Origin of the sequence: Pseudoalteromonas sp. 23_GOM-1509m, assembly GCF_000518425.1 — a bacterium.
Taxonomy (GTDB): Bacteria; Pseudomonadota; Gammaproteobacteria; order Enterobacterales; family Alteromonadaceae; genus Pseudoalteromonas; species Pseudoalteromonas tetraodonis.
The window spans coordinates 131223-150034 of the sequence record NZ_JADO01000009.1; the positions used below are offsets into that span (position 1 = coordinate 131223).

An 18812-nucleotide genomic window follows, 5' to 3' on the forward strand; every position below is an offset into this window, starting at 1 on the left:
GTAATATGCGCCGCAATTAAATGGCAATATTTAAGGACGACCATGCAAAAATCAACCAAAGAGCTATTACTGGCTATTTTATGCATATTGCTTGCAATGATCACTATTCAGTCTGGGGCTTCACTGGCTAAGCAGCTTTTCCCTATTGTTGGCCCTGAGGGCACAACGGCCTTACGTTTAGGTTTTTCTGCCGCTATTCTTTGTTTAATTTTTAAACCTTGGAGACACTTTCCGGTTGCAAGCCAGCGTTTACCCATCTTAATTTATGGTTTGAGCCTAGGCGGCATGAACATTCTATTTTATTACGCCATTGAACGTATTCCACTGGGTATTGGTGTTGCGCTTGAATTTACCGGGCCACTTGCCGTTGCGTTATTTTCATCAAGACGAAAGCGTGATTTATTTTGGGTTGCTTGCGCAATTACCGGAATATTATTACTGTTACCCGATATGAAAGGCCAAGAAAGTTTAGATCCAATTGGCGTGATTTTAGCGCTTGCAGCGGGTGCGTGTTGGGCAGGTTATATTTTATTTGGTAAAAAAACCGGCAGCCAAAGCTCTGGTGGCGCAACGGTAGCGATGGGCATGACCATTTCAGCTATTGTGCTTGTACCTTATGGTGGCATATCACAAAGTGCCGCATTTACTTGGGATATTATTCCGTTAGGTATTGCCATTGCGGTACTTTCAAGTGCCCTACCTTACACTTTAGAAATGATCACATTGCGGAATATGTCGCCGCAAGGGTTTAGCATTATGATGAGCCTTGAACCCGCTATTGCAGCACTCGCTGGCTTAGTTATTTTAGGTGAACTACTTAGCATTTGGCAGTGGCTCGCTATTTTATTAGTTATTATTGCCTCGGTTGGCAGCTCAACGTCAAACAGTAAAAAGCAGCCAGTTCCTGCTTAATATTTAATTAAATATTAAACTACCGAGACACACAAAACCCACGCTATTTGCTTGGGTTTTGTAGTTAAGTCATTCACTATTTTATAGGGGATGGCTGGCCATGTGGGCTTGAGCGCAAATATTGCTTTGGTGCTTGTACTTGCGCGCCCAACTCGGCCGCAGCATGCCAAGGCCAATGTGGGTTATATAAAATACCCCGCGCTAAAGCGACACCATCAGCACGTTCATCACTAATAATACTTTCAGCTTGCTGTGCCTCGGTAATTAAACCCACTGCTATCACTGGCATATTCACAACCTGTTTAATGGCGGTTGCAAACGGCACCTGAAAATTCTTAGCAACAGGTATATTTTGCTCAGGGCTTAAACCCGCAGTGCTTACATGAATAAAGTCACACCCTAACGCGTCAAGCGCTTTTGCCAGTTCAATTGATTGCGGTAAATCCCAACCATCATCAACCCAATCGGTTGCTGAAATACGTACACCCACCGCTTTATTGCTTGGAAATGCCGTTCTTACAGCTTTAAATACGTCGAGTAATAATCGCATTCTATTTTCTAGGCTACCACCGTATTGATCATCACGTTTGTTTGCCAGCGGCGATAAGAACTGGTGTAGCAAATAACCGTGTGCGCCATGTATTTCAATTAAATCAAGGCCTAACTCGTCAGCGCGCTTTGCCGCATTAACAAAGTCACTTATGAGCGAATCTATATCATCTTGGTTCATCGCTTTGGGAGTGGGGCTGTTTTCATCATAGGCAATGGCTGATGGCGCAACCGTTTGCCAACCATTGAGGTGATCGGGCATAAGTACCCCACCGCCATCCCATGGTTTATCGGTTGACGCTTTTCGACCTGCATGGGCTAATTGAATACCAATAGGCATTGGGCTGTATTGTCTTACGGCCGTTAAACTTTTTGCTAATGCAGCTTGGGTAGTATCATCCCATAATCCTAAATCGGCGTAACTAATTCGCCCTTCGGGATTAACGGCCGTCGCTTCTAAAATAAGTAAACCCGCTCCACTTAAACTCAATTGCCCTAAATGAATGGTATGCCAGTCACTTGCAGCGCCATTGTTGGCCGAGTACTGGCACATGGGTGCAATAATAATTCTATTCTCTAGGCTTAATTTACCAAGTGACAATGGTGAAAACAGCTTTGACATTATAAATCCTCATATAACTGACTCACAGCCACAGCTAAACTGTGCTGTTGGTGTTATCAATAATTAAACGTGTATTTATAAAGGTTATGGGGGGGGAATATTCATTTTTATAGTGTTTATAAAAATATAAGTAATGACGTTTTAAACTATTCATTATCCAGTTTTTATCTATATTAGGCACAATTATTATTTTGGTTGATTTTAAAGCAACGCCTTTGTTTATTTAATATACAGCGTGAAACACTCAAACTCATTTTTATATTTTTATTCTAAAAAAGTGAATTAAAATTCATATTTTTATTTCCATCACTAAAACACCCTGATACTATTACCGCTCATTTATAAACACATTTTATTGAACTAGGATCACTTTTTATGTTTAAACCAAGCCTGTTAACCTTGGCTGTATCAAGCGCACTGAGCGGTGTATTATTTAGCAGTAATGCAGTGGCACAAGAGCAAGTTATTGAAAAGAACAAATCGCTTGAAGTTATTGAGGTTACAGCAACGCGCCGAAGTGGCTCAATTCAAGCTGCGCCTCTTAACATTACCGCGCTCGATGCTGATGTAATGAAAGATCAAAACATCAGTGAGCTGGCCGATGTAGCACGTTGGGTACCGGGCTTAACAATTACAGATCAAGGTGGCCGTGCTGGTTCACCTATTATAGTCCGTGGTTTAAATACTAATTCATCAGGGCCTTCATCAGATGGTGGCACTGTTGCCACTTATATTAATGAAATTCCTGTCTCAGTTGATATGCGTTTAGTTGATGTAGAACGAGTGGAAGTACTTATTGGGCCGCAAGGCACATTATATGGGGCAGGCACACTTGGTGGCGCTATTCGTTACATGCTTAAAGAGCCAGAGCTTGATTTCACCTCAGGTGAAGTATTTGGTGATGTTTTTCAAACTCAAGAAAGTGATTCGGTCGGTGGTGAAGCGGGCTTTATCTTCAATTTACCATTAATTGAAGACAAACTTGCTGTTCGTACCAGCTTAAATATTTATGAAGACCCAGGGTTTATTGACTACGCCTACACCGTTCGTGAACCAGGTGTATCGATTACCGACCCTGATTGGACAAACCTTGATGCAGTCAACAGCAATCTTAAAAATGTAAAAGACGCCAACGGTGAAACAACCACAACTGGGCGTATTTCATTGCGTTACAAGGCAAACGAGTCATTCGAAGGTACATTAAACTACTTCTATCAAAAGCAAGATACTGAGGGTCGTTCCATTGTTCATCACAACAGCCTTAATGCTAACAATGGCTTAAGTGATCGCATTGGCAAATACGAGTCAGCGTACCGTTATGAAGAGCCACGGATAAAAGAAGACCAATTACTGAGCCTTGAACTTAAAGCCGACTTAGGTTTTGCTGAGCTGGTCTCAGCTACCGGTATTTCTCAATTTGACGCCGATGGGCAACGTGATCAAACTGACCTTTTAATTCGCTTAGACTATGGCTACGAAGAGTTTCCTTCGTTTTCAGCCTTTACCCGTGAAATTGACGAAAAAGACACCTTTACCCAAGAACTGCGTTTAGTCTCACAAAGTGATAGCGATTTAAGCTGGATTGTTGGTGGTTTTTACAACAAAACCGACACCGATGCATCAAGCAGAGAGTACACACCAGGCTTTGATCAGTTCGCGGTTGATAATTTTGGTGGCGCACAACTTAGACCAGACTCTTTAGAATATTTAGAAATTACTGGCAGCAAAGTCACTGAATCAGCGCTTTTTGGTGAAGTGGGTTACCAAGTAACCGATAAACTCGACATTACCATTGGCGCGCGTTTTTACGAATACGATGTTGAGTCAAAAGCGGCTTTTGACTTTCCATTAGCAAATACCTTGTATGAAGGTGCTGCACCTGATGCAATTTCAGTTAATTTTGAAGAAAACAAAGCGGGTGACAACGGTAATCTATTTAAATTTAATGCTAAGTATCAGTTTACTGATACTGTAATGGGATACGCCACTGTTAGCGAAGGCTTTAGAATTGGCGGCTCAAATGGCCTAGTCCCTTGTCCTGTGCCCTTACCTGAGGATCAACAAACAGGCTGTGGTACACCTGATGAAATGCTGTATGAAGCAGATACCACAACTAACTATGAGCTAGGCTTTAAAAGTACATGGTTTAGAAGCCAACTACACTTTAACGCCGCGCTATTCAATGTTGATTGGGATAACGCACAAATTGCAGGGGCAACAACAGTAGGCCAACTACCGTATTTATCAAATGCAGGTAGCGCTAATGCGAAAGGGATTGAGATTGCCACGCGTGCAATTTTATCAGACTCATTTACTGCCTATGCAACTTATGCCTATACAAAAGCAGAGCTAACCTCAGACGCACCGTATTTATTTAATGCCGATGGCACTGATGGTGCGGTAGATGGCGACCGTTTACCAGGCTCGCCAGAGCATCAGTTCTCTATGGGGATTAACTACCAAACAGACGTGTTAAATGATAAAACCCTCGATATTAACTACGGTTTAACTGCACAAAGTGATGTAATTTCAAAAGTAGGCCTACGTGACAACGGTGAAGCACTACCAGGTTATAGCTTAAGTAATATTTCAGCTAAATTAACCGCCGATGCGTGGTCGGCCACTTTATATGTAGATAACCTATTTAATAAATATGCGGTTACCTCTGTTCGTCGTTCGGATGCGGATATTACAACAGCCAATGGCGCAGACATACAACGTAACTATGGTTACTATATTAATCGCCCGCTTACTGTTGGCATTAAATTTAACTATAAGTTTGAAATATAATTAAACGATAAGTTTAAGTACAATAAAAAGGCTCAAATTAATTTTGAGCCTTTTTATTTGTAAGTACATTATTTATAAGAGTATTCATGCAGCCAAACTTAAAGCAACTACACCAAAGCGCTATAAACAACTTAAACCAAGGCAATATTCAGCAAGCGCATAAAGCACTGGTTGAGCTAGTGACACAGCAGCCTGACTTTGCTGATGGCTACTTTTTACTCGCCATGGTTAATTTACAGGTTGGCCAAATTTATAAAGCAATAAAGCTAATTGAAAAAGCATTAAGCTTTACTAAGTCTATTGAATATACAGCGCAACTTGCCAAGTGTTACGCCCTTACTGGCGATTTACAAAAAGCGAAAAGCACCGCCCTCGGCGTTAAGCCTGAACATATTAGTAAAGCACTTGATGCCGATACATTAGGCGTGGCACTCACCCAAGCGGGTTTACATCAGCATGCTGCTGACTATTTTAAATGCGCGTTAAGTTTGGCTGAAGCGAGTAATACTGGTCAGCCGCAGTTTTATTATAACTATGGGGTATGTGCTAAATTTTTAGGCCAGTTTGAAAAGGCGCAGCACGCGTTTGAAAATGCCATTGCACTGAATCCGCTTCATCATCAAAGTCATTTTGCTTTAGCTGATTTAACTAAAGTCACTGAGCAAAACAACCACATAGCGCGATTAAAAAACGTATTTGAACAGGTCAATCATCCTGACGCTAAACTGCATATAGGTCATGCGCTCGCAAAAGAATATCAAGACCTAGGAGAATTTTCAGCAGCCTTTGCCGCGTTACAACAAGGTAAAAAAGCAAAACACGCTAATAAGGCGTTTGATAATCAAGCGTCTGAGGCACTATTCGCACACATTAAACAGCTCAGTGTTAAATATAAAAACCAACAAACAGCTGGCAACCAAAGCTGTGAGCCAATTTTTGTGTTAGGTATGCCGCGCTCTGGCACCACATTAGTTGAGCGAATTTTATCAAGCCACAGCGACGTACAATCGGCTGGCGAGCTGCAAGATTTTGGCCTAAGTGTAAAAAAGCTTAGCCAAACACCCACGCCTCAAGTACTCGATACAGACACCTTAAGCCAAGCTTACCAGCTTGATTTTGCAAAACTTGGTAGCACTTACCTTGAGGCGACCCGTGTAGTTACCGGCAGCCATAAACACTTTATTGATAAACTACCATTTAACTTTTTTTATATCGATTTAATTACCAAAGCCCTGCCAAACGCCAAAATAATTTGTCTACTTCGCGACCCCATGGACACCTGTATTGGTAACTATCGTCAGCTATTTACCATTAACAACCCCTATTATGCCTACTCGTTAGACTTACTCGACACAGCTAAATTTTACAGCCGCTTTTATAAACTGATGCAGCACTTCAGCACCCTGCACAGCAATATTAAACTAGTAAAATACGAAGAACTTGTAGCCGCTCCAGAGCAAAAGATAAAAGAGTTAGTGAGCTATTGCGACTTAGACTGGCAACCACAGTGCCTTGATTTTCATTTAAACACCGCACCGGTATCAACCGCCAGCAAAATGCAAGTACGCCAACCGCTTAACAACAAGGCCATAGGCCGCTGGAAAAAGTTTAAGCCCCATACAGATGAAGCGCAGACTTATTTAGTTAAGGAAGGAGTTTTAGGTTTAATTAAATAACAAAAAATATTACGTGGACGGATAGTTCAGTGTGATTAATTTAAAAGTTACCGGATGGATATAAATTTTTAGGTTGAATGTATTTGAGGTTCTTCTCTGTTAACTTACCCTCTTCCACTTAAGGAAAAACCCAACGCTACCATAAAAAACTAACAAAAAGTAATACACCAATTACTGCAGCAGCTATAAATAAGTATTTACCAAGCGTTGCATTGTGTTTAAGAGATTCTTGATGTTTAGCCTTAAGCATAAGTAATTGTGTTTCGTTTAAATCGGAACAATGCGTACATTTATCCAAGAATTCAGAATAATACAGTTCACACCTATCACATCGCTTTTGTTTAGGTTGCTTAGATCTCCATGATATGCTCATCCCTAGAGACATTATAACTTCCACTCGAGAGTACCAGCGTACTCAACCTTAACCAGCCTACCATTTAATAACGCAGGCTTAAATCGCCATAGTTTTAAAGCCCGTAAACCTTCCTTTTCAAACACACCTTTTGGGGCAGATTCAATTACTTCAACTCTTTCTAACGCTCCAACTTCATTAACTATTGCTTTGAACTTTAAGTAGCCCTCTACGCTTTTTTTAGCCGCATCTTCAGGATATTTTGGTTCAATCTTCACAACCCATTTAGCAGGTGAATCTGTTTGCGCATTGATATACACAATACTTGAATTTGCCACTTCATCAGTACTATTACAACCAACCAGTAAAAGGACTAAAAATATAGTTATGTACTTCAAAGGCTACTCCTAAAAATATACTCAGTAAAATGAACAACTAGTGTTTAAGTTTACTAAGGTGTGCAGCAACACGAAACAAGACCAATCATTATGTATCCGATAATTTATGGCCTTGTTATATGTACTATTGCATCAACAAATCAGATAAAAACTTTATACTATTTATTTCAACTTTACCGTCAGATGACTGCAAACCTAATTGAATATGAGCTAATCCTGTATCAAAGGTTACGGGTACCTGATAAACAGCATATGTCACACTTGAGCTACCAACTGGAGATAACGTTTTCCAATTTTGCAACTCTGCTTTACCGACTGATTGAAATACACCTAATTTAGCAACCTTTTTTACGTACAACTCCCATTGCTCTGAAGTTGCACTAGTGTAACCTTGCTCAGACATTAGCTCTTTAAAAGGAGTCACTTCCCACGTTGTTAACTTGGGGATTGCCTTTACAATAAAAGGCTCAAAGACGGCCTCTTTATCAACAGTATTTATGGATGCAACAACTCCAATACCAATGAAAAATATAACAACACTTAAAATTCCAAAACCTAGATATTTGAAGAATTTCTTCACCATAACTCCTTGTACATATAACCGCTTTATCAGTTAACACTTTCCACATTCCAGCGTGAAAATGCCCTCATTTTATTAACTTATATTAATAACAAATAGTGTAAGTTATTACCAGCTATAAATTTTATGCTTAATGTAGGTTATTTCGCTATGTAAAAAGGGAGGGTTTCTTTTTATTCTTACTAAGTTAAAAACGACTCACCTGAATGATCGTTCATCGCTCTTTGCCGAAGTATGCCTGTGTGCTATGAGAGGACATTGAGCACCATAGTCACTTGTTAGCATTAAAACTCTGATACTTATTCCGTGCGATAAAGAACCATACAGAAAAGCAGCCTGCGCATAAGTACCCGAAAAAAATCAAAAATGTAGCACTATTGATTTTTATACCTGTTGATATCGAGGCAACTAATAAGAGATTAGCTGTAAGCCCTGAGAATAGAATACCAACAAGTACATCATTAACAGGCTTTAAGTTTGACGCTGCTATAGAAACACCCAAAAAAGCAATTAAAAACCAATAATGGTTTTCATAAAATTCACCCTGAGATATCAGAATAAAGATCGCCACAACGGTATAAATTAAAAAATTAAGTAGCGATGTTATTTTCAATAGACTATCCAAGTTGACTCCTTAATGCTAACGCCGCCAGCACGCGCGGCTAAAAAATGGAGGCGAAGCCGCAATGCAGTAGACGTCGACGTGACTGGCCTTGTTACATGCTCTCTAGTTTCCGAGTCCATGATTCAACTTGCTTCTCACAACTGCGATTCTTCTGGCCACCAACCTGAGCTTGAACCATAGAGTCTATTAATTCAGACTCTTTCTCTCGAAAATTGTCTAGCAGGCCAGGTATGGATTCAAGCTTAAACTTTGCAGAAGCATAATGGTCGTCAAGGGATAGTGCAGGCCGCTCTAGTTTATTCTCAAAAGCCGGAACAAGAGCAATCGCCGCTTTTAATATCACACAAACAGCATTTCCCTTCGGAGACTCTGAAGATACGTATGCAAACCGTTTATATCCCCTATCCCATTTGTACCTATGCAAGTCAGTTTGGAATAGGAATTCTTTAACATTACCACCATTTAACGCCAACGTACCATCGTGGGCATTTGCATTCCTCGCGTCTTTCATGAAGCGAAACCAGTAGTGCACAGCCGGATCGCATTTAAAATACTCAGCGAAAATTTGTGGATGATTCTCAAGTTCTCTTTCTGAAACCAGCCCTTCTCTTTCAGGAAGTCCGTCCAACTCATTAGCTAAGGACTTACTTAGTTTGGCAACTTCCCAAGTTGATACAAGGGCATTAATGCAAGCAGAGAAGGTAAACTGCATCTTATCAAAGTAAAAATTATCTTTGGGAACCGGTGCATCCTTATAGCTAAATGCGTTATCAGCAGCCTCTATGATAAAAAAATCCAACTCCTCAACCTTCCGGTAGAATTGGAAATAAACCATTTCTGCGTAATTCTTCAAATCCATGAGGGTAGGTTTCTCTTCATCATGTAACAATTTTATAGTGCGCTCATCGCGCATATTTCTGCCGATTCTACGCTCATTTTCATGAATATATGCGCAAAGAGCAGTTTAACCAATCAATTAACGACGATATTTAGCCAATTTCAATGTCCGGTTATCGCCCTTACTTGCCTTCTAGGTTTTGATCTAATAGTCAAAACTCAGCACGTAAATTAATGGTTATTGCTCATCGGCGTCGCGGATACGTTCTTTACGTTCTTGCTCTTCATCAAAGGCGGCTTGAATTTCGTCAAGTACTGAATCTACATCTGCAGCTTCGCTGTCGTCTTCAAATTCGCCACTGAGTTTTGAGTGCGGGGTTAAGTTAGCATCTGCAAACAATGCCCACATTTCTTTGGCGTATTGCGTGTGTAATAACGCCGGTGCAAATTGGCCATAATAGCGGCGCATGTTATTTACATCACGGGCAAACATGGCTTCTGCGCTATTATTAGCAGAGGCGTTAACCACTTGGGGTAAATCAATAATTACTGGGCCGTTGCTATCAACAAGTACGTTAAACTCCGATAAATCACCATGAATAATCCCAGCGCACAGCATTAATTTGATGTAATGCATCATTAATGTATGTTGCTCAATGGCTTGTTGCTCGGTTAAATCAACTGCACCAAGCTGTGGTGCAACATCGCCTTCATCATCACTTACAAGTTCCATTAACAAAACACCGTCAATGCAGCCGTAAGTTTGCGGTACGCGAACACCTGCTGAAGATAAACGCGACAGCGCGTCAACCTCGGCATTTTGCCAAATTTCTTCTTCTAATTGACGGCCATAGCTTGAACGCTTACCCATAGCACGGGCTTGGCGGCCACCACGTACTTTTCGCCCTTCTTGGTACTGTGCTGCCTTTTTAAAACTGCGCTTACTGGCCTCTTTATATACTTTAGCGCAGCGAATTTCATCGCCACAGGCCACCACAAATACATCGGCCTCTTTACCGCTCATTAACCGGCTGATCACTTCATCAATAAAACCATCATCAACTAATGGCTGTAAGCGTTTAGGTATTTTCAAACGACACCTACTAAAAATACAGGGTTGGCTTTTTGTTTTGCTATGTGGTTCAAACGAGGCATACCTTTGGGGATTGAAGAAAGTTATAAATTATTAGTAAACTTTAAAGTTACATTTAATGACTAAATTACGCAGCTAGAATAAGCGACTACAGCTAAAAAGCCAACCGCCTTTTTTGCTTTTTAAACATTATTGAACAAGAGCCTAAATAAAACCAAAAAACGAGCACGGTTTAGCGTACTCGTTTACTTAGTATTATTAAAAAGTGTTTAGAACTGCCACACTAAAGACGCCCAATAGCGACGGCCATCTTCAACATAGCCATACTCTTGCTCTGTGATCTCTTTATCAAGCAAGTTGTAAATTCCAGCACCAAGTTTAACGCTGTCACTTAGCTGATAATTAGCGCCTAAATTGGCAATGGTATAATCAGGAGCAATTAAACTACTTTGTGAAGGCCCTGTCGTTGGCTGGCTTTCTTCTCCACGATATTGCACACGTAACCATCCGCCTAACTTATCTGTTGGACGCCAATTTAAAGACGTTTGTAAACTATGTTTTGGTAGCTGATTAAGTGGGCTCCCTTTATATTGACCGGTTTTTTGCTCTGAATCGGTGTAGGTATAACTAGCACTCAAATCAATTTCAGTTGAAATATCGTAATCTACTGATAGCTCAATACCTTGGGTTATGGCTTCATCCACATTAATGTACGTAGTTGGCATGGAGCCGAACTGATTTGGGCCATCTGTGCACTGCGTTAATGGGCAAGCTATACGGGTTATTTTGTCATCAAATTCATTATAAAAAACGGTTGTCGATATGCTTAAATCGCGTCCAGAATCATAGTAAACACCCATTTCATAGTTAACTGATTGCTCAGGCTTTAAGTCAGGGTTACCATAAATATTACCGCCACGACTCACTTGTCCCCATTGGGCGGTAGATTGGCGAATATTTGGCGCACGGAAACCGGTTGATATGCCGCCTTTAATAGTGATCGCTTTAGATGCGCTATAAACACCATACAAACGTGGGCTCCAATGACCTGCAAAATTGCCATCATGATCGTAACGTAGGCCTGCGGTGAGCTTAAAGTCATCCGTTGCTGCCCATTCGTTTTCACCAAAAACAGACCATTGCTCGTTTTCTACATGGGTTAAGTCGCTAATTTTATTGCTTGTATAATCATCCAATGACTCTTTTAAATAGGTCGCACCAAACGTAGAGTTATGATTGCTATAAAGCGGTAAACTCCATGTCGTTTGAATGTCGGTATTTTCGACATACATTTCACGTGAGTTATTATCAAACTTATCGTATTTAATGTAACTACGCGACGAGCCAAAGTCATAAAAACCATTGTGTGACACAGAGTATGTTTGTTGCTCATACTCAGTAGTTGCTGATTCAGGGCAGCCACGTCGACCACAGCTTTCTCCTGGGGCAAGTTCGGCAACTGTTTTACCAAGTGTTTCATCTAATGTTTGTTTTGCCGAGCCAAGTTCAAACATTAATTCGTGACTATCATTAGGTGTTAATGTGAACTTAGCTTTTACATTACTTTGTTCTTTGCCTCGAAATCCAGCTGTAAAATCATCTTCATTTCGCTTTGAAAACTGCCCATACAATTGCACGCCCAATAAATCTGGAATAATGCCTCCAGAAGTGAAAAAGCTGACTTGGTTTATATCACCTGACTGACTTTGCTCTTGAATGGTGCTGTCTAAACGTAGTTCTCCATACCACTGATCTGGCGCTTTACGGGTAATAATGTTGATCACACCACCAATTGCATCAGAGCCATACAGCGACGACATAGGGCCACGTATTACTTCAATACGCTCAATCGCAGAAATTGGCGGCGTCCAGGCACCTTCTACGCCCGGGCCATCACTATTTGGTCGTGTTTCTCTTGAACTTTGGCGTTGTCCATCGATAAGAATGAGCGTGTATTGGCTTGCCATACCACGCAAGCTAATATCTTTTCTGTCACCTCCGCCAGTCACTATTACACCCGGAATATCAGCCATTGCGTCGGTTAAGTCACGATAAAAGCGTTTTTCTAGCTGCGCTCTGTCGATAACACTAATACTTGCAGGTGCCTCTTTGAGCATTTGTTCGTAACCAGAAGCAGTGACAACCATTACTTCCATATCTTGTTTTTTTTCATCAGCAAAAGCAGGGTTAGCAATTGCAAAAGTACTTAAAATAAATGCAGTTACCGGCCTTAACTTACAACTTACCGTGTTCATGATATTTCTCCGTGACATTTAGCATGTAAATGATAATAATTAGCGTTTGCGATAATAGTGAGAAGTTCCCTTTCTCACAACGCTATTTTTATTAAAGCTAATTTAAGTAAGGCTTAACGGTATGAGTGATAAGTTAACTAAAAACCTGAATATATTTGTTCGCACTGTGCAAACGGGAAGTATGAGTAAAGCTGCCGCAGACCTTTTAATGACAACCTCTGCAATTAGCCAGCAAATAAAACAAATAGAGCAAGATGTAGGTTTGAGTTTATTTAATCGAAGCCCTCGAGAATTAACACTTACCGAGGCGGGTGAACTGTATTATCAAAGTTGTTTACAAATGCTTGCCGTTGCAACAGCTACATCAGAACAATTACAGTATTTACAAAATTGCCCGAGTGGGCAATTAAAACTAGCAGCCCCTGTTGGTTTTGGAGGTGGGTTACTAAGTGAGCCTGTAAAGCATTTAATTAGCCAATTTAATGATATAGATGTGCACTTAACGCTTTCTGACGAGCCCATTGATATGATCAGAACAGGTATAGATTTAGTGCTGGCGATTGGCCCTCTCGAAGACTCAAACTTAATTGCACGCCAGCTCGCTAGTTGGCCATTAATACTGTGTGTTCATAAAAATCATGCACTAGCACAGCAGCCAAAAATCACACTGGATGACCTAAAAGCGCATAACCGCATTGCGCATATAGCTGTTGATCCGACGCTTACGCACCTTACTCGCGGCGTAAGTACAACACTACCAAAAGCGCGTATTACCATTAATAATATGCAAACTGTGATTCAATTTGTTCTCGACGAGTTAGGCTATGCTATTTTGCCTGAGCCTGAAGTACGCAATTTCTTAGCTACAGGAGAACTTTTAGAAATATGCACTGATTGGCAACTTCCCCATTACGATGTATTTGCTCTAACGCCTGCACGCGACACATTAGCAGCAAAAACAAAAGCTGCAATTAAAGCACTTAACGCATCATTTTCAGCTATTTAAATAACCTAAGTTCAGGTTAAGGTTTGTTTATAGTTAACTAATTGCAAGCCAAACTCCTACTAGCACCATTAAACTCCCCGCAATTCGGTTCATCCACTTGATGTTATTGCCTTTGGTTAAAAATAACCGCAGGCTTTTACCACCTGTTGCGTAAATCATCATACAGATAAACTCTGAGAGCAAAATAATGGCCACCAGCACCGCTAATTGCGGCGCAACACTGTATTGCACGTTAATAAAAGGAGGTAATAAGGAAATCATAAACGCCCATCCCTTTGGATTGGCAATGGCGGTTACAAACCCCTGTGAAAATAATGAATATCGGCTCACAGCTGTTGTGTTATGCGTATCAACCGACATTTTTCCTTTTGCACGCCACATATTAATGCCAATGTAGATTAAATAAGCGCCACCTAGCCATTTTAAAATATCAAATGCACTGGGGTAATTAAGCATAACACTGGCTACACCTAGCACCGCGGCTACCGCAACTGTTGCTACACCGAGTAGTTCACCAATCATCATCCATAAAGTTCGGCGCACGCCTATACTCATGCCTAAAGTCATGGCCAGTGTCATGCACATACCCGGAGTAATAGACACAAAAAAGAAGGTAGGAACAAATACCGCAAGTGCAGCTACATCAATCATTTAAAGCTCGCAATAGGTTAATAAAATGGTGTTAATTTTGAATGAAAGGGTAAAGGAAAAATAGCTATCGGTAAATTAGAAATAACAGCATCGAGAGTCGGGCTAAGAGCACCGAGCTTAGCCCGAGGCTCTAGGCCCGAGACCCGTAGCTCGAAAGCCTTATTTTTTAAGTGCCGTGAGATTAAGAGTGGATCTTCTTGATCTCACGGCATAATACACTATTGAATCGGTTGTTCTTCCATATCAACTGGTTCAACGTTATCACTTAGCAAGTACTTATCTAGCCACTGCTCTTGCTCCCACAGTACGTGTAATAAGCTTTTACGGGCACGGTAGCCGTGGGCTTCGTAAGGAAGCATCACTAAACGCGCTTCTTTCCCTAGGCCTTTAAGTGCAGCATACATACGCTCACTTTGCATTGGGAAAGTTCCCGAATTCGGGTCCTCTTGACCGTGGATCATTAACATAGGTTCGTTAATTTTTTCAGCATGGAAAAACGGTGACATGCTTGCATACACACTTTGTGCTTGCCAAAAATCACGTTCTTCACCTTGAAAACCAAACGGCGTTAATGTGCGGTTATACGCACCACTGCGGGCAATACCAGCCTTAAATAAGTCGCTATGCGCTAATAAGTTAGCCACCATGAATGCACCGTAAGAGTGCCCTGCAATGACGATATTATCTTTATCAGCAATACCCTTTTCAACCAGTACATCTACCGCTGCTTTGGCGCTAGAAACCAGCTGTTTTCTAAAGTGATCATTTGGCTCACTACCATCAACACCTACAATCGGCATTTTAGGATCGTCAAATACCGCAATTCCTTTAGCTAAATAAGGCATTGGGCCCCAGTAACCTATGTAGGTAAATTCGTATTCAGATTCACGTACTTGTGAAGCAACCGCTTTATCTTTATATTCAAGTGGATATGCCCACATCAATACTGGTAATGGCCCTTGTGTTTTGTCATACCCTGGCGGTAAATAAAGCGTACCGGAAAGCTCAACACCGTCATCGCGGGTATAACGTAATTGCTCTTTAGTCACCCCTTTAAATGCTGGATACGGATGCTCAAATTGGGTCAGTTGCGTTAAGCTATCTTTATCTAAATCGCGAATAAAAAAGTTAGGCTGCTGCGTTTTAGACTCACGAATAGTAATAATACGCTTACCTTCATCGTCTAATAAAGCTCGCACTCGCTCGTAGTAAGGTGCAGCCGATTGCCATATTCGCTTAGTGCTATTTGTTTTTACATCATATTGATCTAAAAATGGAATATTTCCTTGCTCAGATGCACCGTTTCCACGAAGGTAAATGTAACGTCCGCCTACGACTTTTATAACACGCGTGCCTAAGTCGTTTCGTTCATATATGGCACTACCAGGATCTTTATAGGCATCATTGTAGCTTCGCTCTGAAAATAACACGCGATTACTATCAGCATTACGTGGTTGAATTACATAAGTGCGCACTTGTCGGTCACTAAAGCGCCAATCACTTAGCATGGCAATGTTATCATTACCCCATTGTATGCCAGCAAAACGACGCTCTACTTTGGCAAATAATTTAGGGTCGCGTTTAAACGGTGCACGTAAACTATAAAGGTAATCATGATGCTCAACCTCAGTTTTCATATCGCCGCCATCTTGCGCTTCGGCCCAAATAACCTCCGCGCCCTGATCGGCTCGCCACTCAAAATCACGACGACCAGTGCGAACACTGTCATACCCTTGAGGAATGTTGTCGGCAAGAGGTTGCTTTGCCAGCTCTACTAATGCATAGCCACGCATTCCCCATATTTGCCATGTAGTTGCAAAACGGCTGTAAGGCACTTGATACGAAAATGGCTCGTCGATGGTCGCGACTAAAATATTGGTTGAATCAGGCGAAATTGAAAACGATTTAAATAAACCGGCACGGCCAATCGGCTGTGCTTTGCCATCAAGCGTGATATACGCTAATTGACCTTGACCATAAAATTTAAATTGTGCTTCATCAAACGGGCTGGTCAATAAGTTTTGATAAGTCCTTGCTGGGGCTTTTTCGCCAGTACTTTGTTGAATAACCGGCACTGTGCTTTGGGTATCATTGGTTAATCTTGGTTTGTCTAAGTTTACCGCTAAATTAGCCACAATCGCCGTGCTATCGGGTAACCACTGATAAGGTGTAGCAGTTAGTACAGAATTAAGTGCAAGCTCACTTAACTGCTTAGCTTGTTTGGTTTTAACGCTATAAACCCATAGCCGTGCGTTATCCGGTTGTTCAACAATAAACGCTAAATGTTCGCTATTTGCTGACCAACGCGGCGAGCGAATAATCCCCTGAGGCAAATTATTAACGTTTATTACTGTTCCACTTTGAACATGCTTAAGCTCTAACGCGCTGTACTTTGCACTTACCCGTGAGCGTGAAAAGTTAGCAGGATTAAGCTTAATTCCCGCAAGCTTAAATTCTTCTTTGGCCAGCTCATCAAGCGACACAACACGCTTGCGTTCAAACAGAGCAAGCCATTGACCATCATTTGATAAAGAGCTAGTTGGTGCTAACTTAGCATCTACGAGTGCAGCAAGCGCCGGTGAAGGGGTTTGATATCCTTGCTCTGCATAACTTGCAGGCAATAAAACAATGCAGCCTACCAAGGCAATAAATAGCCTAAAAGCATTCATGTTTTCATCCTTTTTTATTGTTAAATATTACCCGCTATATAAACACGTTTTACCTTGTTCATAAAGTGTTAAGCAAGGATAAAATCAGCTAAATGATGCTTAAGTAAGGCGAATAAGTTAAACTACGCGACTATTTACTTATCGTTACTGTGTTGTCGTTATGTACTACGACTAAACAAAACGCAGCGTATTTACACTGCTGAAAAAGCACGCAAATAAACTAGGGTCTATTGACCTTTGCGGATTATAATTTGTTCAAACTAGGGGCGGTTTAATCGCGGCGCGAAGTTTGTAACCTAGTGGGCTAAGTAAAAACCGAGCAACAAAGAGTAAATCGCCCCTAGGCAGAACCCTTCGGGCAGCGCCTGTTTGGTATTGATGCTGCGTTATCGCCTATTTGTGGGGAACAACCACACCACATAGGCTCTGCCTTGCCTAAATACCAAACAGACTGCTGCAAATTTAACCTTGAAAGGTCAACAGACCCTAATAATAAGAGATCTAGCCAATGAAAAAAGTGCTGGTAATTGGCTATGTATGGCCAGAGCCCAATTCGTCTGCTGCGGGTACGCACATGATGTCGTTACTTAATGCGTTTAAATCGCAAAACTGGGATGTTGAATTTGCTACGCCTGCACAACCTACAGAGCACATGGTAAATCTGAACGATTACGGCATCACCAGTCAAAGCATCGCACTTAACTGCGATAGTTTTGATGATTACGTTAAAGCCTACAACCCAGATATTGTTATGTTCGACCGTTTTATGATGGAAGAACAATTTGGCTGGCGCGTAGATAAGCATTGCCCAAATGCACTTAAAATTTTAGACACCGAAGATTTACAATGCCTGCGCAATGCCCGCCATGAAGCCCATAAAGGTGAGCGTGAATTCAACCATAGCGATTTACTATCAGACATAGCTAAACGTGAAATAGCCGCTATTTTACGCTGTGATCTCAGCTTAATTATCTCAAGCTATGAAATGGAACTACTCAATGAAGTGTTTAAAGTTGAGCCTAGTGTGTTGCATCATTTACCTTTTATGGTTGATTTAAGTGCCTTACCTGAGCAAACTAAATCGTATGAACAACGCCAACATTTTATGACCATTGGTAATTTCAGACATGCCCCAAACTGGGATGCGGTACTGTATTTACAAAAAATTTGGCCGCTTATCCGCAAACAACTACCACAGGCAGAACTGCACATTTATGGCTCTTACCCGCCACCTAAAGCCACCGCACTTAATAACCCTAAAACCGGTTTTTTAATTAAAGGCTGGGCAGATGATGCTTATGAAGTAATGCAAAGCGCGCGCATTTGTTTAGCCCCGCTTCGTTTTGGTGCTGGCATAAAAGGCAAACTTTTAGAGGCCATGATCATGCAAACCCCAAGCGTCACCACGCCAATAGGTAGCGAAGGTATGCATAGCCATTTACCATGGCCTGGGGCTATCACTCAAAATGCAGAAGAATTTGCAAACGCTGCTGTCTCAATTTATACCAATCAGGCTGAGTTTATAGCTGCACAAAAAGCTGGTAATGAGTTACTTCATACACTTTATGATAAAGCGCAGTTGAGCCACAATTTAATCGAAAAAATTCAATTAGTAAGCCAAAATTTATCGGCACACAGAATGAAAAATTTCACCGGTCAAATGCTAAAACATCACACCATGCGCAGCACACAATACATGTCGCAATGGATAGCAGAAAAAAATAAAAAATAACGGTGAGAAATGACTAGACAGACGGCGATTTGTGTTTAAAATCGCCGCAAATAAACTTGGGCAAT

At 41.2% G+C, this 18812-nt stretch carries 13 protein-coding genes; 5 read left to right on the forward strand and 8 right to left on the reverse strand.

The annotated features are described in order from the left end of the window. Positions 1-42: 42 nt before the first annotated feature. Complete coding sequence (locus N523_RS0102490) at positions 43-912, forward strand: EamA family transporter (protein ID WP_016899600.1); 870 nt, start codon at positions 43-45, stop codon at positions 910-912. A 76-nt stretch (positions 913-988) separates the two neighbouring features. Here the strand turns inward: N523_RS0102490 and N523_RS0102495 are convergent, their stop codons facing one another. Next, on the reverse strand, positions 989-2083 hold the full coding sequence (locus tag N523_RS0102495) for an NADH:flavin oxidoreductase/NADH oxidase (protein WP_016899599.1): 1095 nt from the start codon (positions 2081-2083) through the stop codon (positions 989-991). A gap of 375 nt (positions 2084-2458) precedes the next feature. On the opposite strand from N523_RS0102495, the gene N523_RS0102500 reads away from it, so the two are divergent. Together N523_RS0102500 and N523_RS0102505 are read left to right on the forward strand one after the other, a co-directional pair. Further along, positions 2459-4873 (forward strand): TonB-dependent receptor, encoded by a 2415-nt coding sequence (locus N523_RS0102500; RefSeq protein WP_028834172.1) that lies wholly within the window; start codon positions 2459-2461, stop codon positions 4871-4873. A gap of 86 nt (positions 4874-4959) precedes the next feature. After that, the gene (locus N523_RS0102505; protein WP_028834173.1) at positions 4960-6549 is read left to right on the forward strand and encodes a tetratricopeptide repeat-containing sulfotransferase family protein; all 1590 of its coding nucleotides are present in this window, start codon (positions 4960-4962) and stop codon (positions 6547-6549) included. A gap of 384 nt (positions 6550-6933) precedes the next feature. On the opposite strand, the gene N523_RS18850 is transcribed toward N523_RS0102505, so the two are convergent. The 5 genes from N523_RS18850 to N523_RS0102540 all read right to left on the reverse strand — a co-directional run bounded on the left by N523_RS18850 (position 6934) and on the right by N523_RS0102540 (position 12689). Next, the gene (locus N523_RS18850; RefSeq protein WP_028834174.1) at positions 6934-7299 is read right to left on the reverse strand and encodes an energy transducer TonB; all 366 of its coding nucleotides are present in this window, start codon (positions 7297-7299) and stop codon (positions 6934-6936) included. A gap of 124 nt (positions 7300-7423) precedes the next feature. Next, positions 7424-7882 carry a hypothetical protein gene (locus N523_RS19605; protein ID WP_010389244.1) on the reverse strand — a complete coding sequence of 153 codons (459 nt, stop codon included), beginning with the start codon at positions 7880-7882 and terminating at the stop codon, positions 7424-7426. Between the two features lie 713 nt (positions 7883-8595). Beyond that, positions 8596-9417, reverse strand: a complete 822-nt coding sequence (locus tag N523_RS0102530) for a hypothetical protein (protein ID WP_028834177.1) — start codon at positions 9415-9417, stop codon at positions 8596-8598. Between the two features lie 162 nt (positions 9418-9579). Continuing rightward, positions 9580-10434, reverse strand: a complete 855-nt coding sequence (locus N523_RS0102535) for a PA4780 family RIO1-like protein kinase (protein WP_028834178.1) — start codon at positions 10432-10434, stop codon at positions 9580-9582. A gap of 269 nt (positions 10435-10703) precedes the next feature. Continuing rightward, a complete protein-coding gene (locus N523_RS0102540; RefSeq protein ID WP_028834179.1) occupies positions 10704-12689 on the reverse strand; it encodes a ligand-gated channel protein in 1986 nt (661 codons plus the stop codon). Between the two features lie 121 nt (positions 12690-12810). On the opposite strand from N523_RS0102540, the gene N523_RS0102545 reads away from it, so the two are divergent. Next, the gene (locus N523_RS0102545; protein ID WP_028834180.1) at positions 12811-13695 is read left to right on the forward strand and encodes a LysR family transcriptional regulator; all 885 of its coding nucleotides are present in this window, start codon (positions 12811-12813) and stop codon (positions 13693-13695) included. Between the two features lie 33 nt (positions 13696-13728). Here N523_RS0102545 and N523_RS0102550 read toward each other — a convergent pair whose 3' ends face one another. Both N523_RS0102550 and N523_RS0102555 read right to left on the reverse strand, forming a co-directional pair. Beyond that, positions 13729-14346 carry a LysE family translocator gene (locus tag N523_RS0102550; RefSeq protein WP_013463054.1) on the reverse strand — a complete coding sequence of 206 codons (618 nt, stop codon included), beginning with the start codon at positions 14344-14346 and terminating at the stop codon, positions 13729-13731. Between the two features lie 218 nt (positions 14347-14564). Beyond that, the gene (locus N523_RS0102555) at positions 14565-17015 is read right to left on the reverse strand and encodes a S9 family peptidase (RefSeq protein ID WP_028834181.1); all 2451 of its coding nucleotides are present in this window, start codon (positions 17013-17015) and stop codon (positions 14565-14567) included. A 508-nt stretch (positions 17016-17523) separates the two neighbouring features. Between N523_RS0102555 and N523_RS0102560 the strand changes: the two genes are divergently transcribed. Next, positions 17524-18747 carry a glycosyltransferase gene (locus N523_RS0102560; protein WP_028834182.1) on the forward strand — a complete coding sequence of 408 codons (1224 nt, stop codon included), beginning with the start codon at positions 17524-17526 and terminating at the stop codon, positions 18745-18747. The last annotated feature ends 65 nt before the right edge of the window (positions 18748-18812 follow it).